The sequence below is a fragment of the Clostridium lapidicellarium genome, assembly GCF_041224415.1.
GTDB classification, from domain to species: domain Bacteria; phylum Bacillota; class Clostridia; order Clostridiales; family Clostridiaceae; genus Clostridium_B; species Clostridium_B lapidicellarium.
Map to the genome: position 1 here is coordinate 31,233 of NZ_JBGFFE010000024.1, position 23,979 is coordinate 55,211.

Sequence of the window (23,979 nt, forward strand, 5' to 3'; positions counted from 1 at the left end):
ATCACTCCAATATGAAAATAAATTGATTAAACGGGAAAATAGGCAGCTGTCTCACCGGATCCCCTTATTAACTTGCATATCTGAAAAACAACAACTGCCGCAAAAAAAGCACTCAGTGCGATCCATCCCTTTAAGGATGTACGGTAGTAGATCTGGGGCACCATATTGTGAAACAGGTACTGCAGAGGCAGCATAAGGAGGCAGAAAACTTCACAGGTAAACACTTTGTACTGCCCGCGGCTGTGTCCAAAAATGAAGATACATCCGCAGAAGGATATCAAAAACGGCGCCAGCAGATAAAATACTATAAAAGTACCGGAAATCCCTGCCTTATCCAGTACGGTTAGAGCAGTAAAAAGCAAGAAAATACCATCACCCAAGGAGATTATGATAAGTTTGCTTGACAATGCCCTGGAAGTTGACATAAGTGTAGCTGCTTCTACTTCATGCATCTTGTATTTATATGACCTGTACAAAAATGGCAGGCCGGTCATAGTTATAAAAATTGCACACAGGCAGAGCAGATCCGGAGTATGACGGCTTATGATATATTTAAAATCATCTTTAAAAATCGCAGTGAGAAACAGCCAGATTAAAATAAGCACTATACCTTGAAAGATCCATATTTTTTTACCCATAAACGAAACTTGACGAAGTAAAAATTCCAGATATCCAATTTGCTTTCTTGAACTGTGTTTTTGATACTCTTTTTCTGCCAGAATGGCAGTTTTTTCAACTTGTTCTCTGCGGCATACAGGAGGTTTATCAAGTGCATTTTTCAAATACAGCTTCAATTTCCTATTCATGATTTTCTTCTCCCTTCTTCATACTTTTCCTAATCTGTTTCAGTGCCGATCTCAGGCGGGATTGTACAGTCCGCAGATGAATGTTTTCCATTTCCGCAATTTCCCTCAGGGATAAGTCCTGGGCAAAGCGCAGCAGTACAATTTCCCTATATTTTTTAGGTAATTTCCATACCAGTTCTTTCAGATCCGCATAAGATTCCGCCTCGGAAAATCCCTTTTCCACGTAGGGAAGATCCCCGGAAAGGGAATCCGCTTTCTTTTTCCGCCAGATATCTATACATACATTGGAAGCTATTTTATAGATATAGGATTTGAACTTTCCGCTGTGAATATATTTCCCAAAATAACGCACTGCTTTTAGAAAGGTTTCCTGAGTGGCATCCTCTGCTGTCTGACGGTTTGACGTATGCCAGAGGCAGTACCTGAATATATCCGGATAATAAAGTTCAATTAACTCATTTAGACAAGCCATGTCCTCATTTTTAATTTTCTGCAGTACCCTGCCCTTGTGAATCATCCTGTATCCTCCTAAACTACCTGCAAAACCATCTCTATAATATATAACGTTTTAAAATACCAAAATGATTTAAAAGTTATCAAATCATCTATATCAGTAGCACGCATATTTAAAAGCTGACTCAATTCGATTGCCGGTGAAAAAAGCAGCCCCGTGTACGTAACTTTCAAGGCTGAGCAACTGTTCCTGACATATCCTTATCATATATAACGATTTTGAAACATCAAACACTTCAGCAAAATTGCAAACAGTGTACAATCCACCGGGAATTGTACACTGCCAACTGAAAATTGTAAATCTAATTGTGCATTGTAAACTGTCAATTGTAAATTGTTAATAGTCTTCTCTTATCGTATCGATGAGATTTCCCCTGTTTATCCTCGAAAGAGGTGAAAGCACGGAAAGATATCCTATGATTATAGCTGCAGCGGCCGCAATTGCTATTCCGCTCCAGGGAACCTGCCAGCTGAACTCTCTCACCTTGACCGTTCCCCTATACATCATATAGGAAAGACCGCAGGATATTATCGAGCCGTATATGGTTCCAATAATCGCATATAAAAAGCCTTCCAGAACTATCATCTTCTTAAGCCCCTTCTTAGTGAGACCTATGGCCTTCAAGATGGCAAATTCTCTTCTTCTTAGTATCACATTGGTAGTAAGGGTGTTTATGATATTTACACTTCCTATGAGTGACACAACTACCACAAATCCATATATAAGTATCTCGATCATTAAAATGACAGATTTCTGATTCCTGTTTTGATCAAGGTTGTTTATCAAATTCAGTGAAGGATCAGATTTTATAATATTTTCTATCTGGCTTTTTGCGGCATCCTCATTTTTTATATCCTTAATGCTGATATCAACTCCCACCGGTTTTATGTCACCTATCCCGGTAAGTTTCTCCGCCACTTCCCTCGTTGTTATCAATTTTGGCCCATTTTGTCCATATAAATCAAATGGCTCATCTTTGAGAACCGCCAGCACTTTCACTTTTTTGATACTGCCGCTGTTTTTAGCCGATTCCCTGTAACTGTTCGTAATATTACCATTGTCCGCCGACGTAGTGCTCGTTTTTCCGCTGTATTTCAGTACTACTTCATCTCCAGTTTTTATGTTTGCCACCGGTCCAACATAGGTTTCCTTTTCTTTTCTATCATAAACCAAGTTTTTACCTACTAGAATAACACCATTTTCCTCATTTAATTTATTTGAATCTATACTGCCGGACTGCAAATATTTTTTTGAAGCATCCAGTGCATTTTGGTCATATACAGTGACAGTCCCATTTACCGGAATTTTTTTCCCGCCTTCCACATCTACAGCTTTGCCATACACCCCGTTTATAGATTTTACTGCTTCTACCTCCCTGCTTTTGTCTATGAATTCAGCAAAATTATATTCATTGTACTTTTTGTACATCTCACTCACCAAATTTAGCCTGCTCAGATCCTCTACAATTTGATCTTCTACAAAACCGTCCCTTCTATCTGACTCAACAGAAAAATGTATGTTCTTGGACTCATTTACATTATCCGTCATATTAAAAGCCATATCCATAAAGGACTTGAAAGTTACAAAAAGCACCACACTTATAGCTATGGAAAATACGGTTATTCTGTACCTTTTTCTGTTTCTCTTTATATTCTTGTAAGCCATCTCGCCCTCAAACTTGAAGAGCTTTCCGACAATTACATTTTTTCTCCTCTTTATCTTTTCCTTTACAATAGCTGTCCTCCCGCTTATGGCGGACAGTGGAGAAATTTTCCCGGCAAACAGTGCAGGCAGCAGTGCGGATATATATATGGCCGCTATTGAAACCGCAGCACTTATAAGCATGACCACAGGTGATATGGATACTTTCATTATGGAAACCATGTCCCCGCCAATTACCCTAAAAACAAAATTTATGGTGAAAATGGCTATAATACCGCATATAAGGCCCAGTGGAACACCTATGACTGAAAGTATCGACGCCTCCCTGAGTACTATTTTCCTAATCTGCGCAGGAGTGGCACCTATTGCCCTCAAGAGTCCGAACTGCCTCATTCTCTCCACTACGCTTATCTGAAAAGAATTGTATATCACTGCAATTGCTGCAACAAGCACTATACCTATTACAATTGCCACTGTGGAATACATCTGTGAAATTCCTGACTTTCCACTTCCTCCTCCTTCTACATCTATGAGCGGGGAATTGTTCACAACAGAGGCAGTTGCCCTGCCGTTGAACTCCATTGTCTTGCTTTTCGGCAGACCGTCCAGTTCTGAAACCGCCTTTTTCAAATTTGTCTTGGAGCTTATTTCCACAAGCAGCACTGATTTTTGCCTGTCAATATTTTTGTCCTTGTATAAAAATCCGCCTCTTTTTTGGACTTGACTTCCTACATTGTCCTGAAGTATTCCCACCAATGTAAATTCCCGGCCGTCAAGCTTTATCTCATCGCCTAATTTTGCATCCCCATCAATGTACCTGAGTACCCAGTTCTCCACAGCTGCCTCTTTTGAATTCCGTGGAAATCTTCCTGATTTTATTTTATAGTGAAGAAGTTCCAATGCGCTGTCCGAAGCTGAAATAGGACTTACACTTACATCTTTATTTATTTTTACATCCTTTTCCTGCATGCAAAGACCGCTGCGCGAAATTTTGGGATTGCCGGCCACTTTGGAAACAACATCTTTATCCGGAGCTTTATACATAACGTGCCAGGAGCCGTACTTATTTTTTACATTTTCAATTTCGGCATTCTGCATACTTATAATAAAAAAACCTATAGTGCATATAAGTGCAGCAGACAGCACTATTCCTATGATAGTGAGGATACTTCTCTTTTTATTGAATCTAATGTATTTTCCCGTAAGCTTTTTATAACTCGTAATCATATCAATCGACGCCCCTCCCCCTAGTTCTCCTGCAGGTACTTGTCTGAAATTATCTGTCCATCCTGAATGGTAACTATTCTATCTGCCGTAGACGCTATGTTTATATCATGGGTAATAAGTACAAGAGTTTGATTATACTTTTTAGCCGTGTATTTTAAAAGTTCAACAACTTCCTTAGAATTCTTGCTGTCAAGATTTCCTGTAGGTTCATCTGCAAGTATTATAGATGGCTTGTTTAAAAGAGCCCTGCCAATTGACACCCTCTGTTGCTGTCCTCCTGACAGTTCAGAAGGAAGATGTCTTCTCCTGTCTTCAAGTCCAAGCATTTTTATAATTTCATTCAGATATACTTCATCTACCTTGTCATTGTCCAGAAGTGCCGGAAGCGATATATTTTCTTCCACATCCAGAACAGGTATTAAATTAAAAAATTGAAACACAAATCCTATCTTTCTCCGTCTGAATACAGCAAGCCTGTTTTCTTTGTAATTGTAGATATTCTCTCCATCAATCATAACTTTCCCTGAAGTAGGCCTATCAAGTCCACCCAAAAGGTGTAAAAGAGTACTTTTACCTGAACCTGAAGCACCTACAATTGCTACAAATTCTCCCTTATTTACGGATAAATTTATATTTTTAAGAGCTTCTACCTTATTTTCTCCTTTTCCATACGTCTTAAATAAATTTTCTACCTTGAGTATTTCCATTTTACACTCCCTCCTCTATTTAAATTATAGACAGATTTCATTTAAGACTCCATGTCTGCTGTCTTACAAAGTAAAATTCTATCTTACAGTTTTGTAATTTTTAAAAATCTGCATAAGTTATTGACAATTTTCTTTAATCAGTGATATAATTTTAAAAAATAAATATTTTTAAATGCTGTGAAAAGAAATAGTAGGTATTTTGGATTTCAAGAGAGAAGTTGGCAGGTGTGAAACTTTAATGAAGAAATGTTGAACCAGTCTTGGAGCTGTGAATCGAACATATATTAAGTAGACTTCATTGGAATTCCCCCGTTATATGGGAAACAGTATCAAGAATTATCTTTGTACTGAGCAAGCGCAGTTCACACTGAATTTAGGTGGTAACACGGAAATCATTCGCCCTAAGTTGATTTAAATCAACTTGGGGCTTTTTATTATCATAAAGTGATTCTCACGTTCGCCCTTATTTTACTTCTAGGAAACAAGAAATGCCAAGAATTTTAAAAATTACAGCAAGAATACAGAAAGGATTTGACACATAATGGATCTTATTAAAAATCGCATAGTAGTCAAAGTAGGTACATCCACACTGACAAATGAAAATGGTAAAATAAATTTACGGCGTATTGACAAATTGGCACAGGTTCTATCAGGTCTGCAGAATTTAGGATATGAAATAGTTCTTGTTTCATCAGGTGCTATTGCCGTGGGAACAAATAAAATGAGACTGGCCGGGCGTCCGAAAAAGCTTAGGATAAAACAGGCAGCAGCAGCTGTAGGTCAATGTGAACTCATGCATATCTATGATAAATTTTTCAGTGAATACGGCAAAATTGTTGCCCAAATACTTCTCAGCGAAGAAGATGTGGAAGATGAAGGAAAAAAGTCCAATCTTATAAATACATTTTACTCTCTTTTGGAAAGAGATATTATTCCCATAGTAAATGAAAATGACTCTGTAAGCTATAGAGAAATTGAATCAAGTCAGAAAATATTCGGTGACAACGATACACTTTCTGCAGTAGTGGCCGTGCTCTGCAGGGCAAAAAAATTGGTTCTCATGTCAGATATAAATGGACTTTATGAAAGCGATCCGAGGGAAAATCCCGATGCAAGGCTTATTCCAGAAGTAAACGGCATCGATGAAAATATCCGTAAACTTGCAAAGGGCTCCGGTTCAAACCGCGGTACCGGTGGAATGATCACAAAACTCGACGCAGCTCAAATTGCAACCTCACACGGCATAGACATGATTATAACTAACGGTCAGAGATTAAAAGATCTATACGATATTGTTGAAGACAAACCAATAGGAACTCTATTTATTAGAAGAAAATGATCTTAAATGACATAACAGCTGCAGTATATACGCCGTATATACTGCAGCTGCCTCACATTGTATATCAGCTTTTCAAAGCTGCAAAAAATAGACTTACCAGAAAAGTTATCATGGAAAATATCACTGCTATAACTAAAAAACTTGTTATTACCATATTGTACTTTATAAGATTAATTTCCTGTATATATTTTGACAATCCAAAAATATTCAATATAAGCAGTATGAAAAATATAGCTGTAAGTCCAATTGACGCACCTTTTATATCGGCCAGACTCAACGATATATGAGAAGATATACATATAGATATAAATAGGAATATATAAAAATAGGGATTTTGAAAATTTTCAGCTGAAAAAATACTCTTTACAAGTCCAATATAGGAATACAGCATTCCTGTCACTGTGGATTTATTTATAGTTTCCAGATGAATGTTCCCCATCAAAATATTTATAAAATTACTATAGGTCTGGGGAATAATTACATGCATAAGTGCGATCATACAGGCAATACCCCCAAATATCGGAGCTATCCCTATAAAAAAATTTCCAACCTGCTGATAAATGCTGCTTTGATTATAGCTGTGCTCCACATACCCCATGACGCCATTGGCATCCGGTTTTTGAAGCAATTTAATGGCAGTAATCCTATGTCCGAACAGCAGTGCAGCTATTCCATGGCTTAATTCATGTACAGGCACTCCTATAAAACCAGTTACCATCACCGCTCCACTTCCAAGTCCCCTTTGAAAATTTATCAGCGAACAATTTCTGAGCATACCCAAAAGAAAGCCAACCAATATCACCATACCTGTCAAATTGACAGTCTCCACACAGGTCTTAACAAACAGCTGTATCAAAAGTTTCAAATTTCATCATCTTTCTTTCTGTTTTCATATATCAATGGGAACCCGCCAGCTTATCCAAAATTTTTCTCAGAAACGGAGTCTTTACTTCAATTGCCTTCTTAGGACACATTTCCTGACAGCAGTAGCATCTGATACATTTATCATAGTCATACTTAGGAGGGGTTCCTTTTTCTTTATCAAGTTTTATGGCCTTTCCCTCCACAGGACAGCTTTTCACGCATATGCCGCAGCGGATGCATTTTTTCTCCACTACATAAGGCCTTTGCCTTATGAGTTTCATAAGCCATTCAACTCTATGAAATCCCGCCTTTTTAATATCTCCACGGTAGACATCAAAATCCGGTTTTCCATATTGTTTCACAATCTCCTCTATTGATTTCTCACCTTCGGGAGTTATAATTTCTATATTGTCATCATGACAATTTCCAAGTCCCCAGGCTTCCCCATTTACATTGGTCGGAACCGACTCCGGATTCAGGTGAATGAGCCTGCAGAAAACACTGTCAAGAGCCACCGGATCCTGGGATATTAAAATTACATTCATTTTAACAGGGCTTCCAGATGAAGGCCCGTTACCCTCCATGGCAACAATTCCATCCATAATATGGAGTCTTGGTTTTATCATGACATGAAGATCACAGAGCATTTTTGCAAATCTATCCGCGCTTGGATATCTTGCATGGCTCAATCCCTTGTTAAAACCATATACACAGCCAAACATATTTTTTACCGCACCAGTAATGCGCTGCAGTGCATGAGTTTTCATCTTACATACATTTATAATTGCATCAGCTTCCATGACTCCCCTGCTCATTATAAATTCCTTTGCAACTTTCCCCTGTGGGAAGCTTACTTTTTCTCCCTGATTAAAATCAGCCTGCTCAATTTCAAATTCTTTCGCTGCCGCAGCAATTCCGGAAGCTTTGGATGCCTTTAGGGGATTCCCATTTCCAGGTGAATCTCCATAAAAAATTTTATTGTACCCGTCTTCCCTCAAAATCCTTGCCACCGACCTGAATACAGATGGATGAGTTGTTATAGCCTGATCCGGTGCTGCCCTCTTCAAGAGATTGGGTTTTAAAAGAATTTTTTCTTCTTTCCCCACAAATTTTTCTATCCCACCCAGAAGATCCAGCCCTTCTCTGACAGTTTTATACACTTTGTCCTCGTCATAATCAGTACATTGAAGCAGTGCAACCCTGCTTTTTCCCAAATTACAATTTTTCATTCTTACACCTCATAATAAAATCTTCTACTTTTAAAATCAATTTCTCTGTTGTTTTCCATATCATAATACACACTGTAATTATAACATTATTTTTGCAGAAAATTTGATTGTCAATATACTTTGAGCAAAAAAGTATTGACTTATTTGTACTTTGAAGTTATACTTGTGACTTGAAAGTCATATGACTTTCAAGTCACAAAATCAGGAGGTGACATGGTGCCTAAAAAAACTTTTTTCAATCTGGAAGAAAAAAAACAGGATAAAATAATAAGATCCGCCATAAGCGAATTCACAAAATATGGTTTTGAAAGGGCGAAGATGGATACAATAGCTAAAAATGCAAATGTGTCAAAAGGCAGCATGTATCAGTATTTCGACAATAAGGAAGAATTATTTCTCTTTTCGGTAAAATGGTCAATAGACTTATTTTATAAAAGATATGGAAGATACCTTAATTTAAAAAAGGATATGAATATTTTTGATTTATTTTACAAAGATGCTAAAATCATATGGTCTCAGATGATGGAAGAAAGAGATATGGTCATATTTATCCAGGATGTGCTCCTTGGAAAATACAAAAATTTAACGGACAAATCAATGTCCTATATAATGGATATGGTAAACAAAAACACACTCAATATGATTCAAAACGGCAAAAGAAACGGATCTATAAGAAAAGACATAGACGACAATCTTCTTCTAATTTTTATCACGGGGGTGTCTCTCAAATTTAAAGAACACATGATGAACAGCGCAAGAACGCAGGGAAAGGATATAGTCGACGAAGGTTTTGAAGAAAATGAAAGGGAAATCAAATCCATGATTGAACTTTTAAAAAATGGAATGGGGGAAAATAGATGTTTATTCAGGTAAATAATTTGAAAAAGAGCTACAAAACAGGTACTGTAACTACCCACGTATTAAATGGAATAAATTTGTCTCTCGACAGAGGAAAAATCGGAACAATCCTCGGCCCGTCCGGCTCCGGAAAATCCACACTTCTAAATATAATAGGCGGACTTGATCACTGCGACTCCGGATCCGTTATAATAGACAATAACGAGGTTACCAAACTTTCCGACAAAGATCTCACGGACTACAGAAGAAACAAAATAGGATTCATATTTCAATTCTACAATCTGATACCACAGCTCACCGCAGGTGAAAACATTGAAGTTGTTTCCAATATAAGCAAAACCCCTCTGTCCATAGACGAAATCTTAAAGGATGTGGGAATGCTTGATAAAAAGTATAGATTCCCAAATGAACTGAGCGGTGGAGAACAGCAGAGGGTCGCAATTGCAAGGGCATTAGTTAAGAATCCAACTCTTCTTTTATGTGATGAGCCCACAGGTGCACTGGACTTTTCAACTTCAAGGGAAATATTGAAACTGCTTCAGAAAATCAACAGAAACTTCAACACCACTATACTTATGATAACTCACAACGAAGCCATAGGTTCCATGTCCAACAGAATCTATAAGGTAAGAAACGGGAAAATCATCGAGGACAAAATAAATGAAAATATTGTTCCTGCAGAAAGGATTGAATGGTAATGGTAATCAATAAAAAAGTCAAAAGAACTATGCTGGAAAATAGATCTCAATACCTAGGTTCTTTCCTGCTCATTGTTTTGAGCTGTCTTCTTTTTACCATGTTCAATTTACTTTCCTATAATATGTCTCACATATCCTCCTCCTTTGAAAAAAACTACAACCAGGAAGACGCAAATTTCATGGTAAATAAAAAAATAGACAATGTATCTGCCCTGGAAACAAAGTTCAACATGAATATGGAAGAAACAAAGACATTGGATTACCCGGTATCAGCTCAAAAAACTCTGAGAATATTCAGTGAAAATATAAAAATAGACATCCCTGCAATTATAAAAGGAAATAATTTAAAAGGAGGCGACATCCTGATCGATCCTGCCTATGCTAAAGCAAACAAACTCAATATAGGCAATCATATGAACATCTACGGTAAATCCTTTAAAATATCAGGGTTTATGTCCCTGCCAAATTATATATACCCTCTCAAATCGGAAACTGACATAGTTAACAATCCAAACAATTTTGGAATTGCAGTGATAAGCAAAAATGATTTCAGAAAACTTAAAGGCAGCAGTTTTTACGCTGTAAAATTCAACAAGAGCAGCAGTAATTTGAACTCCAAGATGTCGGATCTCAAGAAATATTTAAAGAACAGCCATGCGATAATACTGAATTGGACAAATATCGATGAAAATCCGAGAGTAACTTACATGGATGCAAAACTGAGCAGTATAAACAAGATGTCTTCTTCTACACCAATGGCCATATTGCTCATAACCTGCATGCTCATAGGAATCGTCCTCTGGAGAATGCTCAAGAAAGAATCTACAATTATAGGGACCCTCTATGCTCTCGGCTATACCAAATTGGAAATTACAGGGCATTATCTGCTGTACCCGCTGTCCATTGCAGCAGCTGGAGGAATCATAGGAACTGCACTTGGAGCCCTTGCTTCAAAACCAATGGTTTCACTTATGCTTGACTATTTCAACATGCCAATGAATTCCATGAACTTCACTGCAAAATACATCACAGCAAGTATTCTTTTACCTATAGTATTTTTAGGCATCTGCAGTTATTTTGTAATAAGAAACAGCCTAAAGTATTCTCCGGTACAACTTATGAGAAACAGCTGTGGAAAAAATGAGGTGAATTTTATGGAAGCAAATTTAAAGCTCGACAGATTGAAATTTCCAACGAAATTCAAGATCAGGGAGCAGCTTAGAAACATTCCAAGAAGTGTATTTCTCCTGCTGGGAGTTACACTTGCAACCATGTTTTTGCTTTTCGGGTTTACTGCCAAAAGTTCCATGGACTACCTTATGAAAAATTCATTCAATGAAGCTTTTAAATACAATTACACCTATATTTTCAATTCCATTCAAAATGGAAAACCTGAATCAGGCGAGGCTTTCTGTGAAATTCCCCTGAGTTTGAAATCCAACAGCAAAATGAGCCTTACAGCATATGGAATAAATCCGGATTCAAGATACATTTCATTAAAAAATAAATCTGGAAACAGTTTGGACAAAAACAGGATTATCATTACAAAACCGCTTGCCGACAAGCTTGGATTAAAACCCAACGGCACGCTGCACGTAATAAACAAGCTGGATTCCAAGGAATACAGCATAAAAATAGATGAAATTGCAGAAAGCTACCTGGGACAGTATGTATATATGCCCATAGAAGAATTCAACCAGATGTTCGGATATCAGCCCAAAAGCTACATGGGCCTGTGGAGCAGTAATAAGCTGCAAATTCCGGAAAACAAGCTTCTGACCACTGTTACAACCGATGACGTGAAGGGGGCAGTAGACTCAATGATACAGCCGCTGCAAATTTCCATAGGAACCATATCCGTTATATCTTTTATAATAGGTCTTATAGTCATATATGTGGTAACTTCACTCATTATAGAAGAAAACAAAAAAAACATAGGCATCATGAGAATACTCGGCTATAGGAAAAAAGAAATTTACTCGCTTGTGTTAAACAGTTCGTCACTTATAGTAATAACAGGTTACACCCTGGGAGTACCGCTTATCCATATGTTTTTAAGTTCACTGCTCAATTCCGTAACCAAAGACATGACTATATTCTTTCCCATGACTGTAAATTACTTCTATATCCTTCTGGGATTTGTTATAATATACTTTACCTACGAGCTGTCCAAAGTTCTAAGTAAGAGAAAGGTCAATGGCATTTCCATGACCGACTCTTTAAAATCGGAATCCGAATAGAAATAACCGGGCGGCTACACGAACTCAATTGTGCCGCCGCCCTTAATACAATCATGTCACTAACATGAGCATCCACATGTAGCTATTGCTCCTAGCGTCGCATTGTTGACAGAAATAGTCCCTGCAGTAACTGTAGTAGTAACAACTACGCTGTAAGTGCAGCATCCTTTATCACAACTGCAATCACAATCACAGGTAAAAAATGAAAATGTGTCAGAACCTACAGCTACAGGCTCGTAAATCCATGATGGTCCGATTGGTATAGGATTAAGTTGATTTTCACATTGTTTATACACTTGAAAGCTCAAAGTACCGGTAATAGCTGCCACAGTAACCAAATTACTTGCAAATTCCAGTTTTACACATGGATTACGCAATTTTGATGTATCTAAAGTAACACTAGCAACTGTAAAATCGCTTGAAACTGTAACAAGCGGCAGTGTAGTAGATCTAGGGCACCCACACTTTATAATAGTTTCACATATTTTTTTATCATTTTCACGACAATCGTAGTAATCATTCTGCTTATCATTCTTATTGCACGGATCACAATTGTCTCTATAATATCTTGACATAGAATTCATAAAAGAAATCCTCCTTTTTATATTCTGGGTAATATAATATACAGTATTGTCATTAGCTTCTACTATAATATATGATGTGATTGGAAAAAGGTGATGGCAGTTAAAATTATTTTGAAATTTTAGAAATAAAAAGAGCCGATGTGAAATCATCAGCTCTTTTATAAACTATGCATTTTTCTTCAACAATTCAGCTGCAAAATTTTCTGCCGCCTTCACGTCGTCTTCATTTGGCCTTCCCTTGGCCAATCCTCCAAAAACCTTAAAAGGTCCAAATGTATCAAAGCCCTTGCAGGCAAAACTTCCAATTACGTCAAAGCCTTTCTTTTCAAGTTTGTTTTTAAGTGAGTCATTGAAGCCCTTACTACCCTGTCCGCTGGTGGAAAAAACAAAGGCCTTTTTATTCTCAACATTTTCAAACTGATCCACGAGATTCAATATGCTCTTGTGGAATTTCCCGTAAAATATCCCGGATCCAAAACCTATCAAATCATATTTGTCAAGTTCGCTTGTATTTACTTCCTCTGCGCTCATTATATCGCCCTTCAGCACCTGATTGATCTTCTTTGCAATCTTCTCCGTGTTCTTGTGTTCCACAGACTTGTAAATTATCAAACTATTCACTTTACACCAATCCTTTCATAATTATAGTATGTACTTCTACATTTAAAAAAATCGGTCGATAATCTGTAATATCCTAACACTTTTAGGATTCATTACATATTATATACTAATATATTTTATAGAGGTGATTTTATGAGCAATATAAGGCCCGAAACTTTTGATTTCAAATCAGTTAAAGGTATCACGGCAAAACAGCTGGATGAACATTACAAACTGTATCTGGGATATGTAACCATACTGAATAAAATTTGGAACACCCCTTATGCAGCCGCAAACTTTAGAGACAGCAATTCAACTTATTCAGCAATGCGAAGCTTAAAACGCGGCGAAACATATGCCCTGGATGGTGTGAAACTTCATAATCTTTATTTTGAAAACATGACCGGCGGCAGCAACTCACCACAGGGTCCTGTCTTCAATGCTATAGAAAACCAATTTTCTTCTTATGATAATTTTATATCATATCTTACAGATGTAGGATTATCAGTCAGGGGCTGGGCAGTACTATCCATTGATTCTCTGGACAATAAACTCCATATAATAGGAAGTGATTCCCACGACAATGGAGCAGTGTGGCTTTCCTGTCCCATATTAGTCATGGATGTTTACGAGCATGCTTATTTCATGGATTTTGGAACGGACAGGAAAAAATATATTTCCACATTTATTCAAAATATAAACTGGAAGGTTTTAAACAACAGATTCAAAAAGTACATTTCCTCCATACAATACATGAATATACAGCCCTTTAGGCAGTGCCCCTTCAGGTATTTTTAAAAATTAATTCAGTGTTTACTCTTTATTTTTCTTATATTCAGCAATCTCTCCTTCACTTTTTTTTCAAAACCTTCATCAGAGGGAAAATAATACTGTCTATCTCTCAAATTATCTGGCAGACATTGCATGTCTGTCGTTTTTTCTGCAAAATTATGGGCATATTTGTATCCCTTTCCATACCCTAAATCATGCATCAGTTTTGTAGGTGCATTTCTCAGATGAAGTGGGACTCCCTGGGAAATAGTATCAAGTGCATCTTTTTTTGCACTATTATATGCCCTATAGAGAGAATTCGACTTCGGAGCGGATGACATGTAAACTACAGCTTCCGTAAGGTTCACACTGCACTCGGGCATACCTATGAAATGGGCTGCATTATATGCGGAAACTGCCACTTCCATAGCTTTTGGATCCGCCATTCCTATATCTTCAGAGGAAAAACGTATTATCCTTCTTGCTACATAAAGAGGATCCTCCCCCGACTCCAAAATTCTGGCAAGCCAATAAACTGAAGCATCCGTGTCACTGTTTCTCATAGACTTGTGGAGGGCCGAAATGAGATTGTAATGTTCCTCACCATTTTTATCGTAGAGCAGTGTTTTCTTGCCTATACACTGCTCTATCGCCTCTTCTGTGACATTTGAAGTGCTTACATTGTCGATACAGCTCATTACGGCAATTTCCAGCACATTCAAAGCGCGCCTGGCATCCCCGTTTGAATATATGGCTATGGTCTTCAGCATATCATCTGTAATATTTACTTTTAAATATCCAAAGCCCCTTTTATCCTCTATTGCCCTTTTTAATAACTGAACAATATCACCTGTAGTAAGGGGATGAAGTACAAAAACCCTGCATCTTGACAACAGTGCAGAATTTATCTCAAAAGAGGGGTTTTCCGTAGTAGCACCTATAAGTATTACATCTCCATTTTCCACAGCAGGAAGAAAAGTATCCTGCTGTGCCTTGTTGAATCTATGAATTTCATCTACGAACAAAATTGTCCTGATACCCATTCTCCTGTTCTTTTTTGCAGCTGCCATAACTTCCTTTATCTCTTTAACGCCGGAGGTGGTAGCGCTAAAATTTATAAATTTAGCTTTGGTAGCGGAGGCAATTATCCTAGCCAAAGTGGTTTTTCCGACTCCCGGTGGGCCCCAGAATATCATCGAGCTTATATTATCCGTATATATTAAATTTCTAAGTATTTTCCCCTTTCCAAGTATGTGTTTCTGGCCAATATATTCCTCCAAATTATTAGGCCTTATTCTATCTGCCAGAGGAGAAGACACCTTTTTATCAAACATCGACCCCTGTACATAATCCATATCAAACACCTTAATTCTAAATTTAATCTATTTTTCTAATGCTGCATACGGAATAGACGACTAAAACTGCCCCTAAAACCTGGATTAAAGTCACAGACTCTCCCAGTACAAAAAAGGAAAGCAGCATTGCAGTAGGTATCTCCAAATTTTCCACTATCGAAACCTTCAAAGCCCCTATATCCTTTATTGCCGCATACAACAGAGTCAGCGGTATTATCTCACAAAACACAGCTAGAATCACAATACATACACCAAGTTTAACATTCAGTTCCCTCTCAAGTACGGTCTTTGGAGAAACAAAAACAAGCAAAAACAAAAATGAAAAAATAATCGAGTAAAAATTTATGGTAAGTGGATTTAAGCTTTTCATATTTTTTTCAGAATATATATTCATAAAAGCATAAAAAAGTGCCGATAAAAGCCCAAATATACAGCCTTTTGCAGAAAAGGCAATATTCCTGCCGGCAAGCCCCAAACTTAAAAAGCATCCTGTAAAAGCTGCGGCAAGAGCAAAAATCTTGCTGAAACCAATTCTATTTCCTTCAATAATACAGGAGTAAAGAAAAACCATTATGGGATAGGTATAAAGTAATATGGTAACCACGGAAACATCCAGATAATTAAATGCCCCATAGTAAAAAACCGTCATGAGTGTATTGCCTACTATTCCTAAGACAGCCGTATGACACAGGTTTCTTTTATTTATCCTCAAAGTATCCCTATCAATAATTGCCATGGCAAAAAACATAACAGGAATAGATACCATGTACTGTAAAAGCATTATACTCATGGAATCCATGCCTTCTGAAAAGGCAATTTTTATTATAATACCGGAAGAACCAAACAGCACAGCAGATACTGCAGCATATAGATATCCTCTTTTCATGAAGCATCTTCCCATATATTCAGATTTTCATGTAAGACACATCATTTTCAGTCCACTTCAGGAATTTTTGGAAATCCCCAGTTGAAATAACCAGCGTTGCAGTATTCACATTGGGATGAAATCCGATCTTTTCCCCTTTAAGTATGTCACTGTCAATTATCACCTTTACACATTTGCCGCTGTCATTGACCAAACCAAAGGGACTTACGGAACCGGGTTTCAGGCCCAAATATTTTTCCAGTCTTTTTTCTGAAGCAAAAGACAGCGGAGTACTTCCAACCTGTTTGGAAAGTTTTTTTAAATCTGCCCGTTTTGAATCCTTCATAACCACCAAATAGTGAATATTTCCCTTTCTATTTCTAAGGAAAAGATTTTTTGTATGATTGCCCGGGATATGTACATCCAATTTATTTACATCCTCCACGGTATAAACCGGTTTATGAGTATATTTTTCATATTTTATTCCTATTTCATTTAAAACATCATAGACCTTCTTTTCACTTTCACTGGCCACCATCTTTTTTCACTTTCCTTTCTTTTACCGCTAAAATATATTTTAATATTACTTATTATGATATCATTAAAAAGCTCATTTTCAAAATATATTTTCCTTATCAAACAATACCATATGTATTATAATAGGTAGAAGGAGGGATGAAACATGAATAAATTAAAATCCATTTCAACTTTTATATTGTGTACTGTCTTTGTATTTGCATCAAATTTTATACCATCTGAAAAAGTTTCTGCAAATACTTCAAGAATTGGCGGACAGAACAGATATGAAACTTCCATAAATATATCCCAAAATGGATGGACAAGTTCAAAATATGTAATTCTGGCTTCAGGACAGGATTATGCAGATGCACTCTGTGCAGCTCCTATTGCAAATAAGTACGGTGCACCTATACTGTTGATTCCAAATAATTCCCTGGATGAAAATGTAAAAGAAGAAATCACAAGATTAAAGGCAGATCAGATAATAGAAATGGGCGGACCCTATTCAATTTCATACAATGTGGAAAATCAGCTGAAATCCATGGGTTTGAATGTACAGCGTCTTGGAGGGGCTGACAGGTATGAAACTTCCGTAATCGCAGCTGAAGCTCTCGGTAAACCAAGTAAAGTGGCAGTAGCTTCCGGAGAAGGTTACGCAGACGCCCTTTCCATAGCACCAATAGCTGCAAGACAGGGCATGCCCATACTTCTGACAAACAAGAACGCCGTACCCGAAACCGTTGAGGAATACATAGATAGCAACAAATCCAACATACTGCAAACTTATGTTGTAGGGGGAAACGGCGTGATACCAGGCAGCACTTTGGGCTCCATACCAAATGTAATAAGAATATCCGGCATCAACAGATACGAAACCAATGTGAATGTGCTGAATAAATTCAAATCCAGCATCGACCTTGATAATGTCTATCTGTCAAGGGGAGAAGGCCCTGCGGGGAATGAATTTGCAGATGCACTCTCAGCTTCCGCACTGGCGGCAAAGAAAAACGCGCCTATTATTTTAGTAGAGGACAATTTAAATAAAAATACGAAAGATTTTATAAAAAACAACATAAGTGCCACAGCAAATATTGTAGCTGTAGGAGGTCAGATATCCGTTTCGGATTATTTGCTTACCCGTATAGAACTTATAGTACTTATTAACGGCATTGACAGCAGGCTCCAAACTATAGAGGATTCTACAGACAATCCAGATGAAAAGGATGCGGTTTTTCAGATAGTGGATAATCTAAATGACCTTATTTCAAATAAGCTGGATAACGTAAGCACAATAGTGTCCGATATAAAATCAAACAAGGAAAAAATACATGAAATCTTACAAAATCTCTCAGAAGTAGAAAGAGATGACCTTCAGAACAGAATAGATGCCGATAATATACTGCACCAGTATCTGGATACACTGCAGCAATTAATAAATGCATTGCAATGGTGATTAAATAAGCTGCCTGCCTGCTGCAGCAGCTTATCTTCCAATTAAATAGAAATTGCGTGAAATATAAAGATATTCTCATGTATTTAACGGTAAAAATCCCATTGACAACATTTTATATATTGTATTTACAACAGTTTTACTTTATAATAATTTGTAAATATATGAAGTTATGATAGAAAGAAGTAATAAATTATATCAATAAGAGAAGCAGTGGCGGGTGCAAACTGTATGATAGAATTTATGAAATACATTCTTGAACTGCAGGCTGAAATCTTCAGTAAGCCGTGCCGTTTAACTTGCGTTAAAAGTAAGAGATAAACAGCAAAGTTTTGTTTTCAAAGTAGGGTGGTACCACGATTGAGTTTCGTCCCTTAATCGCAGGTGCTTTTTTTATTCCCGCTTTAAAAATTTCAAAATTTGCCATTTGTTTAATCAGGGTGGTACCACGACTTTTTCGTCCCTCGGCCAGGGACGTTTTTTTATTATTTAATCAACAATAAATGAAGGAGATCTGTAAAAAATGAATATATCATTGATAATCATAATTCTATATATATCTGCATTATTTATAATAAGCCTTTTTGCCCGAAAAAAAGCTATAAAGGGAGGCGAAAGTTATACCCTTGCAGGAAGGCAGCTCACCACCCCGCTTGTAACCTGTTCATTGATAGGACTCGCCATAGGCGGGGCTTCTACCATAGGCGTTGCCGAACAGGCTTACAGCATAGGATTATCCGCAGGCTGGTACAATGTAGCATGGGGTACCGGCGCCATTTTGATGGGACTCCTGGTAGCAGGGAAATACAGGAAATTCAATGTAGCCACCGTTCCAGAATTACTGGGAAAATTTTATGATAAAAAGGGAAAAACCGTCTGTGTCATATGCCAGATAATCATACTTGTGGTAATCATGTCACTGCAGTACATTGCCGGCGGATCCATCTTGTCTTCATTGCTTCCAGGAGTATTCACATTAAAAACAGGCATGGTGGTAAGTGCCTGTGTGTTTATAGGAATAACTTTCATAGGTGGAATGTGGTCTGCAGGACTCTGCAATACCTTTAATGTCCCTATAAAATATACAGGAATAATACTATGCACCGTTCTGGCAGTGGCCTCTGGAGGAGGATTTGAAAACATAAAACTCAAGCTTCCTCAAAATATAGATTATTTCAGCCCCGTAAACGGCACCAGCATATGGATAATTTTAAGCTGGTTTCTCATAATGATCACACAGGTTATGTCCATGCAGGGACCTGTGCAATTGGCTTTCGCTGCCAAAGATTCAAAGGCTGCAAAAAAATCCTTTATAATAGCTGGTTTTCTCATGATTCCGATAGGATTTTTATGCGCAATAATAGGTATAGCAGCCAGAACTGCCTTCCCCAATGTGAGCGGTACTCTGGCCCTGCCCAAGATGATATTGTCATTGAATCCCGTAGCTGCAGGCCTGACTCTTGCAGCTCTCTGGGCCGCAGATGTATCCACTGCCTGCAGCCTGCTTTTGGGGGCATCCACACTTTTTACACAGGACATATACAAATCATTTATAAATCCAGGGATGAAAGAGGAAAATTCCATTATCATGAACAAGACATTTGTAATTTTAATAGGCATATTAACTTTTATACTAGCTTTGTCGATATCAGGTATATTAAAAGCTATATCGATAGGTTTGAGTTTAAGCACGGCTTTCACCATAGTGTTTATGTTTACCGTATTTGCACCGAATTTATGTAGAAAAAGCTCTGCTTTCTATACTACTTTGACAGGCATCACAGTGTTATTTTTATGGGAGCTCATACCTTCTTTCAGAATTTTTCCCCATGTGATATACATGGAATGGCTATCCTGTCTCTGTGTTTTCTTTTTAATATCATTGATTGACAAAAGAGCTATAAGCACAACTAAAATCTCCAAATCCATCAAAAATGTCATATAAAATATTAAAACTGCGGTAAAATTTACCGCAATTTTAATTGTTTTAACTAATCGACTATATCTCCCGGATTCAGAATTCCATTTGGATCAAATGCCTTTTTTATATTGTTCATAATTTCAATTTCCCTTTCAGTAAACTGAAGCGGCATATGTTTTTTTCTTGTCTTTCCGGTACCGTGCTCGGCAGTTATGGTACCTCCGTATTTCAGGGCAGTTTTGTACATCTTCTCTTTCAGTTCCTCATAGTATGAAGGCAGTCTGCCGTTTTCCCCCATGATAAAATTGTGAATATTTCCATCTGCAATATGTCCAAGAGATACTATATTGTTGTTATACTTCTCAGCCAATGCAGTTATATCGTCAAAGAAATCAGGCACGCTGGACGGTGGAACAGCTATATCAAGTGCATCCGATATATTGTCCTTATAAGGTTCATAGGCATTGCTCCTTATTTCAAGGATGTTTCTCTGTTCTTTTGCAGTTTCCGCTATAACACTGTCCACTGAATTATATTTTTCACAAATCTCCACGATTCTTTCACTATTGGAATACAGTTCATCTTCAGTCGGCTCATCAAGCATAAATATGAGATCCACAGGGGCACTGTTGTCTACAGGCCATTTACTGCCAAGCTGATCTGCAGATTTTTTTGCCACAACCCTATCCATGTACTCCACAGCAAGAGGAGTAATGCCTTCCTGCAGTATTTTGGGAACTGAATCACAGGCTTCTCTCCTCGTATTAAATGAAACTATGAGAGTTCCAGTGTATTTGTTCTTTGCATAGAGTTTCAAGGTTGCCTTTGTAATAATTCCCAGGGTCCCTTCACTCCCAATCATCATATGAAGCAGATCGTAGCCCATATTGTTCTTTATCAGTTTTCCGCCAAGAGTAACTATTTCGCCCGTCGGTAAAACCACTTCCACGGCTTTCACGTGGTTTCTCATAATTCCATGCTTTACAGCTTTCGTCCCGCCCGCATTCGTTGCAATCATACCACCTATCTGTGCCCCCTCATCTCCCGGGTGTATGGGGAAAAATAACTTGCCCTCACTTTTCAGTGCTTCCAGCAGATCTGCCAGAGTCACACCAGCTTCAACGGTTATCATCAAATTTTTTTCATCCAGCTCGACAACCTTATTGAGCCTTTCAAGGGTTAAAACTATACCTGGTTTTATCGGTATGGCACCACCTACAACTCCCGTGCCGCCCCCTCTTGTAGTCACCGGAATCAGGTTTTTGTTTGCATATTTCAATATTTGGGATATTTCTTCCGGTGAAGCAGGTTTAACTACTACAGAATCCTCCGACGCTTCGGGTCTCAAAAGTGGTTCGGTTTCATCATAGAGATAACTTTGCATCTTGGACAGATCATCCAGCACCCAGTTCTCCCCTACAATTTGTTTTAAATTTCTGATTATTTCATCTTTCATTATCCATTTACCCCCTTCTATCAATATTAGACTGCAGTTTTATTTTTGATCTCATCTATCAATTTAGGTATTATTTCATACATGTCCCCCACTATGCCATAATCGGCCACATTGAATATCGGAGCCGAGGGATCCTCATTTATTGCCACTATGAACTCCGATTCCTTCATCCCTGCCAGATGCTGCGGCGCACCTGAAATTCCACATGCTATATACAATTTGGGTTTCACCCTGTTGCCACTGTACCCGACTTGAAAGTCCTTTGAAATAAATCCGTCATCTACAACGCTTCTGCTTGCACCAACAAGTCCTCCCAGTAAATCCGCCAGCTCCTTAATCATTTTGAAATCCTCCGGCTTTTTCAACCCCTTTCCTGCTGCCACCACCACATTTGCCTCCGAGATATTGACTTCCTGATCCTTCAACTTACCTATAACTTTCACCCTGGGTTTTTGAAGCTTTACCGCATTTATTTTCACAATTTCTCCGCTATTTTGCTCATTTCTTTCTGCTTCGTCAAACTCTTTATACCTGACTGTAGACATCTGTGGATAAGTATCTGTTTTTATATGGGCCAGTATATTTTCACTAAAGGCAGGTCTTATCTGAACCAGTTTTTCGTCTTCATCTATTTTAAGTCCGGTACAATCTGCAGTAAGACCTGTATTTAATGCTGCCGCCAGTCTAGGTGCCAGTGATCTTCCAAGACTGGTAGCCCCTATAAGAAAGATCTCCGGTTTAATTTTATTGACGACCTGCTCAAGATTCATCTTGTATATTAATTCTTCAGGTCCGTCGAATACATCATCTTCTACGTAAAAGACCTTGTCCGCACCTCTGTATATCAATTCCTCAGCTTTTATTCCCCTTGGGCCGAGAAGTACACTGTATACCGGAACACCCAATTTATCTGCAAGCTCCCTGGCTTTTCCGAGGAGCTCATAGCTCACCTTGTGTATATTTCCATTTTTCTGTTCTGCAAAAACCAGTACGCCGTTATATTCCTTTTCCATATTATCAGTCCACCACCTTTTTTTCTCTAAATATACCAGCAAGTCTCTCAACTGCCTGTGAAATATTTTCCCTGTAAATTTTTCCTTCCCGTTTTGCCGCCTGCGGTACTTCTATTTTTTTTACCTTTGTAGGAGAACCTTTAAAACCAATTTCGTTTTCACTAAGATTTCCCTCCAGATCCTTAAATGTCATAACTTCTATTTCAGCTTTTCTCGCTTTCATCTTGTTTTTAAAAGACGGAAGTCTTGGAACATTTATGTCCTTTGTCACCGTAATAAGGGCCGGCAGTCTCATGCTTTTCAAATAAGTCCCCGCCCATATTTCAGAACGCACTTTGATTTCATTTTCGTCGACCCCTTCAATTTTACTTATATAACTTCCATGAGGAACATTTAAAAATTCCGCTATTTCAGGTCCAACTTGTCCTGTATCACCGTCCACAGTCTTTTCACCGGCAATTACAAGATCATACTTCCCTATCTTTTTAATTGCACCTGACAATATAGTGGATGTCGCCCTGGTATCCGATCCACCAAATTTTATGTCGCTTACAAGCACTCCTTTTGAAGCTCCCCTTGCGATACATTCCCTTAAAGCATCTTTTGCACTCGGCGGCCCCATACTTACAGCCGTTATAGTGGTGGAATCAACCTTTTCACCAATCTGTACCGCCGCTTCCAGGGCGTTTAAATCAAAAGGATTGATCTCTGTACCTGCAGATTTACGATCCACCACTCCCCTTTCGCTGTCGAATTTCACTTTTTCCATATCCGGTACCTGTTTAATTAAAACTATTATGTTCAATGTATTACCCTCCATCTTTTTTATACTGATAATGGTATTATACCATTATCAGTATATTATTTAGAAAATTTTTCAAATTTGGCATATAAAAAAACAGGCTCCTCCTTGGGGCGAGAAGTCTGTTCGCGGTACCACCCAACTTTATACTCAACTAAATAACGGCTTTTAACCGGTAAAGCCTACTTGCAATTTCAGCTTCCAACTCCAGGACGAGTTCAGCAAACTCTACTTACAGGCTTTCACCAAAAACCCTGCTCTCTTTGAAATAGAAATTATACCTACTGCTTCCCTTCACAGCTTGTCAATATCTATATAAGTTAATATAAAAAAACAGATTTCTCTATGGGGCGAGAAATCTGTTCGCGGTACCACCCAATTTTGTACTCAATCCACTAACGGCATTTGCCGGCACAGCCTACTATTATTTCAGCCTGCAACTCAAAGGCGAGTTCAACATGCATTATTTACGGTCCTTCCACCTTCTCCCGCTCTCTCT

General features: G+C 38.0%; 22 protein-coding genes and 3 other annotated features. Of the genes, 7 read left to right on the top strand and 15 right to left on the bottom strand.

Annotated features, from left to right (window positions below; translation table 11 throughout):
* Positions 1–26: 26 nt before the first annotated feature.
* From AB8S09_RS13260 to AB8S09_RS13280, 5 genes are all read right to left on the bottom strand, one after another.
* A complete protein-coding gene (locus AB8S09_RS13260; protein ID WP_369869295.1) occupies positions 27–806 on the bottom strand; it encodes a hypothetical protein in 780 nt (259 codons plus the stop codon).
* Positions 799–1,323: an RNA polymerase sigma factor gene (locus AB8S09_RS13265; protein ID WP_294183538.1), complete on the bottom strand. Its 525-nt coding sequence runs from the start codon at positions 1,321–1,323 to the stop codon at positions 799–801. The genes AB8S09_RS13260 and AB8S09_RS13265 overlap by 8 nt, the downstream gene beginning before the upstream one ends.
* 11 nt (positions 1,324–1,334) lie before the next feature.
* Positions 1,335–1,493 (bottom strand): VanZ family protein, encoded by a 159-nt coding sequence (locus AB8S09_RS13270; protein WP_294183540.1) that lies wholly within the window; start codon positions 1,491–1,493, stop codon positions 1,335–1,337.
* 163 nt (positions 1,494–1,656) lie between these two features.
* Positions 1,657–4,209 carry an ABC transporter permease gene (locus AB8S09_RS13275; RefSeq protein ID WP_294183542.1) on the bottom strand — a complete coding sequence of 851 codons (2,553 nt, stop codon included), beginning with the start codon at positions 4,207–4,209 and terminating at the stop codon, positions 1,657–1,659.
* A 20-nt stretch (positions 4,210–4,229) separates the two neighbouring features.
* The gene (locus tag AB8S09_RS13280) at positions 4,230–4,916 is read right to left on the bottom strand and encodes an ABC transporter ATP-binding protein (protein WP_294183544.1); all 687 of its coding nucleotides are present in this window, start codon (positions 4,914–4,916) and stop codon (positions 4,230–4,232) included.
* Positions 4,917–5,084: 168 nt separating this feature from the next.
* Positions 5,085–5,323, top strand: a binding site (T-box leader).
* A gap of 134 nt (positions 5,324–5,457) precedes the next feature.
* Between AB8S09_RS13280 and proB the strand changes: the two genes are divergently transcribed.
* Positions 5,458–6,255, top strand: a complete 798-nt coding sequence (gene proB / locus AB8S09_RS13285; RefSeq protein ID WP_294183547.1) for a glutamate 5-kinase — start codon at positions 5,458–5,460, stop codon at positions 6,253–6,255.
* A gap of 64 nt (positions 6,256–6,319) precedes the next feature.
* Here proB and AB8S09_RS13290 read toward each other — a convergent pair whose 3' ends face one another.
* Positions 6,320–7,120 carry a hypothetical protein gene (locus tag AB8S09_RS13290; RefSeq protein ID WP_294183549.1) on the bottom strand — a complete coding sequence of 267 codons (801 nt, stop codon included), beginning with the start codon at positions 7,118–7,120 and terminating at the stop codon, positions 6,320–6,322.
* 31 nt (positions 7,121–7,151) lie between these two features.
* Positions 7,152–8,348, bottom strand: a complete 1,197-nt coding sequence (locus AB8S09_RS13295; protein ID WP_294183551.1) for a DUF362 domain-containing protein — start codon at positions 8,346–8,348, stop codon at positions 7,152–7,154.
* A gap of 213 nt (positions 8,349–8,561) precedes the next feature.
* Here AB8S09_RS13295 and AB8S09_RS13300 point away from each other — a divergent pair, with 213 nt between their 5' ends.
* The 3 genes from AB8S09_RS13300 to AB8S09_RS13310 are packed head-to-tail and all read left to right on the top strand — an operon-like array spanning position 8,562 to position 12,144.
* Positions 8,562–9,221, top strand: coding sequence for a TetR/AcrR family transcriptional regulator (locus AB8S09_RS13300; protein ID WP_294183553.1), 660 nt, complete (start codon positions 8,562–8,564; stop codon positions 9,219–9,221).
* Positions 9,206–9,904, top strand: coding sequence for an ABC transporter ATP-binding protein (locus AB8S09_RS13305; protein ID WP_294183557.1), 699 nt, complete (start codon positions 9,206–9,208; stop codon positions 9,902–9,904). Before AB8S09_RS13300 ends, AB8S09_RS13305 begins: the two co-directional genes overlap by 16 nt.
* Entirely contained in the window at positions 9,904–12,144 is a 2,241-nt protein-coding gene (locus tag AB8S09_RS13310) for an ABC transporter permease (RefSeq protein WP_369869296.1), read from the top strand. Before AB8S09_RS13305 ends, AB8S09_RS13310 begins: the two co-directional genes overlap by 1 nt.
* A gap of 59 nt (positions 12,145–12,203) precedes the next feature.
* Here the strand turns inward: AB8S09_RS13310 and AB8S09_RS13315 are convergent, their stop codons facing one another.
* Both AB8S09_RS13315 and AB8S09_RS13320 read right to left on the bottom strand, forming a co-directional pair.
* Complete coding sequence (locus AB8S09_RS13315) at positions 12,204–12,728, bottom strand: DUF4489 domain-containing protein (RefSeq protein WP_369869297.1); 525 nt, start codon at positions 12,726–12,728, stop codon at positions 12,204–12,206.
* 165 nt (positions 12,729–12,893) lie between these two features.
* Positions 12,894–13,349 (bottom strand): flavodoxin family protein, encoded by a 456-nt coding sequence (locus AB8S09_RS13320; RefSeq protein WP_294184035.1) that lies wholly within the window; start codon positions 13,347–13,349, stop codon positions 12,894–12,896.
* A gap of 132 nt (positions 13,350–13,481) precedes the next feature.
* Between AB8S09_RS13320 and AB8S09_RS13325 the strand changes: the two genes are divergently transcribed.
* Entirely contained in the window at positions 13,482–14,126 is a 645-nt protein-coding gene (locus AB8S09_RS13325) for a superoxide dismutase (protein WP_294184036.1), read from the top strand.
* 8 nt (positions 14,127–14,134) lie between these two features.
* On the opposite strand, the gene AB8S09_RS13330 is transcribed toward AB8S09_RS13325, so the two are convergent.
* The 3 genes from AB8S09_RS13330 to AB8S09_RS13340 are packed head-to-tail and all read right to left on the bottom strand — an operon-like array spanning position 14,135 to position 16,857.
* Complete coding sequence (locus tag AB8S09_RS13330) at positions 14,135–15,454, bottom strand: replication-associated recombination protein A (RefSeq protein WP_294184039.1); 1,320 nt, start codon at positions 15,452–15,454, stop codon at positions 14,135–14,137.
* Positions 15,455–15,476: 22 nt separating this feature from the next.
* Positions 15,477–16,340, bottom strand: coding sequence for a DMT family transporter (locus tag AB8S09_RS13335; RefSeq protein WP_369869298.1), 864 nt, complete (start codon positions 16,338–16,340; stop codon positions 15,477–15,479).
* Between the two features lie 19 nt (positions 16,341–16,359).
* Positions 16,360–16,857: a prolyl-tRNA synthetase associated domain-containing protein gene (locus AB8S09_RS13340; RefSeq protein WP_294184042.1), complete on the bottom strand. Its 498-nt coding sequence runs from the start codon at positions 16,855–16,857 to the stop codon at positions 16,360–16,362.
* Positions 16,858–17,001: 144 nt separating this feature from the next.
* Here AB8S09_RS13340 and AB8S09_RS13345 point away from each other — a divergent pair, with 144 nt between their 5' ends.
* Together AB8S09_RS13345 and AB8S09_RS13350 are read left to right on the top strand one after the other, a co-directional pair.
* Positions 17,002–18,291: a cell wall-binding repeat-containing protein gene (locus AB8S09_RS13345; RefSeq protein ID WP_294184045.1), complete on the top strand. Its 1,290-nt coding sequence runs from the start codon at positions 17,002–17,004 to the stop codon at positions 18,289–18,291.
* A 160-nt stretch (positions 18,292–18,451) separates the two neighbouring features.
* Positions 18,452–18,666: a binding site (T-box leader), on the top strand.
* 145 nt (positions 18,667–18,811) lie between these two features.
* Positions 18,812–20,233 (top strand): sodium:solute symporter family protein, encoded by a 1,422-nt coding sequence (locus AB8S09_RS13350; protein ID WP_369869299.1) that lies wholly within the window; start codon positions 18,812–18,814, stop codon positions 20,231–20,233.
* Positions 20,234–20,279: 46 nt separating this feature from the next.
* Here the strand turns inward: AB8S09_RS13350 and AB8S09_RS13355 are convergent, their stop codons facing one another.
* The 3 genes from AB8S09_RS13355 to AB8S09_RS13365 are packed head-to-tail and all read right to left on the bottom strand — an operon-like array spanning position 20,280 to position 23,483.
* Entirely contained in the window at positions 20,280–21,665 is a 1,386-nt protein-coding gene (locus AB8S09_RS13355; protein ID WP_294184049.1) for an FAD-binding oxidoreductase, read from the bottom strand.
* A gap of 26 nt (positions 21,666–21,691) precedes the next feature.
* The gene (locus AB8S09_RS13360) at positions 21,692–22,678 is read right to left on the bottom strand and encodes an electron transfer flavoprotein subunit alpha/FixB family protein (RefSeq protein ID WP_369869300.1); all 987 of its coding nucleotides are present in this window, start codon (positions 22,676–22,678) and stop codon (positions 21,692–21,694) included.
* Between the two features lie 4 nt (positions 22,679–22,682).
* On the bottom strand, positions 22,683–23,483 hold the full coding sequence (locus AB8S09_RS13365) for an electron transfer flavoprotein subunit beta/FixA family protein (RefSeq protein ID WP_294184053.1): 801 nt from the start codon (positions 23,481–23,483) through the stop codon (positions 22,683–22,685).
* 103 nt (positions 23,484–23,586) lie between these two features.
* Positions 23,587–23,787 (bottom strand) — a binding site (T-box leader).
* Between the last annotated feature and the right edge of the window lie 192 nt (positions 23,788–23,979).

Bases quoted from the DNA above. Each gene is read 5' to 3' on its own strand.
- AB8S09_RS13280 (WP_294183544.1), bottom strand. From the start codon at position 4,916: ATGGAAATACTCAAGGTAGAAAATTTATTTAAGACGTATGGAAAAGGA.
- AB8S09_RS13315 (WP_369869297.1), bottom strand. From the start codon at position 12,728: ATGAATTCTATGTCAAGATATTATAGAGACAATTGTGATCCGTGCAAT.
- AB8S09_RS13310 (WP_369869296.1), top strand. From the start codon at position 9,904: ATGGTAATCAATAAAAAAGTCAAAAGAACTATGCTGGAAAATAGATCT.
- AB8S09_RS13325 (WP_294184036.1), top strand. From the start codon at position 13,482: ATGAGCAATATAAGGCCCGAAACTTTTGATTTCAAATCAGTTAAAGGT.
- AB8S09_RS13350 (WP_369869299.1), top strand. From the start codon at position 18,812: ATGAATATATCATTGATAATCATAATTCTATATATATCTGCATTATTT.
- AB8S09_RS13260 (WP_369869295.1), bottom strand. From the start codon at position 806: ATGAATAGGAAATTGAAGCTGTATTTGAAAAATGCACTTGATAAACCT.
- proB (WP_294183547.1), top strand. From the start codon at position 5,458: ATGGATCTTATTAAAAATCGCATAGTAGTCAAAGTAGGTACATCCACA.
- AB8S09_RS13335 (WP_369869298.1), bottom strand. From the start codon at position 16,340: ATGAAAAGAGGATATCTATATGCTGCAGTATCTGCTGTGCTGTTTGGT.
- AB8S09_RS13340 (WP_294184042.1), bottom strand. From the start codon at position 16,857: ATGGTGGCCAGTGAAAGTGAAAAGAAGGTCTATGATGTTTTAAATGAA.
- AB8S09_RS13300 (WP_294183553.1), top strand. From the start codon at position 8,562: ATGGTGCCTAAAAAAACTTTTTTCAATCTGGAAGAAAAAAAACAGGAT.
- AB8S09_RS13295 (WP_294183551.1), bottom strand. From the start codon at position 8,348: ATGAAAAATTGTAATTTGGGAAAAAGCAGGGTTGCACTGCTTCAATGT.
- AB8S09_RS13360 (WP_369869300.1), bottom strand. From the start codon at position 22,678: ATGGAAAAGGAATATAACGGCGTACTGGTTTTTGCAGAACAGAAAAAT.
- AB8S09_RS13305 (WP_294183557.1), top strand. From the start codon at position 9,206: ATGTTTATTCAGGTAAATAATTTGAAAAAGAGCTACAAAACAGGTACT.
- AB8S09_RS13345 (WP_294184045.1), top strand. From the start codon at position 17,002: ATGAATAAATTAAAATCCATTTCAACTTTTATATTGTGTACTGTCTTT.
- AB8S09_RS13275 (WP_294183542.1), bottom strand. From the start codon at position 4,209: ATGATTACGAGTTATAAAAAGCTTACGGGAAAATACATTAGATTCAAT.
- AB8S09_RS13265 (WP_294183538.1), bottom strand. From the start codon at position 1,323: ATGATTCACAAGGGCAGGGTACTGCAGAAAATTAAAAATGAGGACATG.
- AB8S09_RS13330 (WP_294184039.1), bottom strand. From the start codon at position 15,454: ATGGATTATGTACAGGGGTCGATGTTTGATAAAAAGGTGTCTTCTCCT.
- AB8S09_RS13355 (WP_294184049.1), bottom strand. From the start codon at position 21,665: ATGAAAGATGAAATAATCAGAAATTTAAAACAAATTGTAGGGGAGAAC.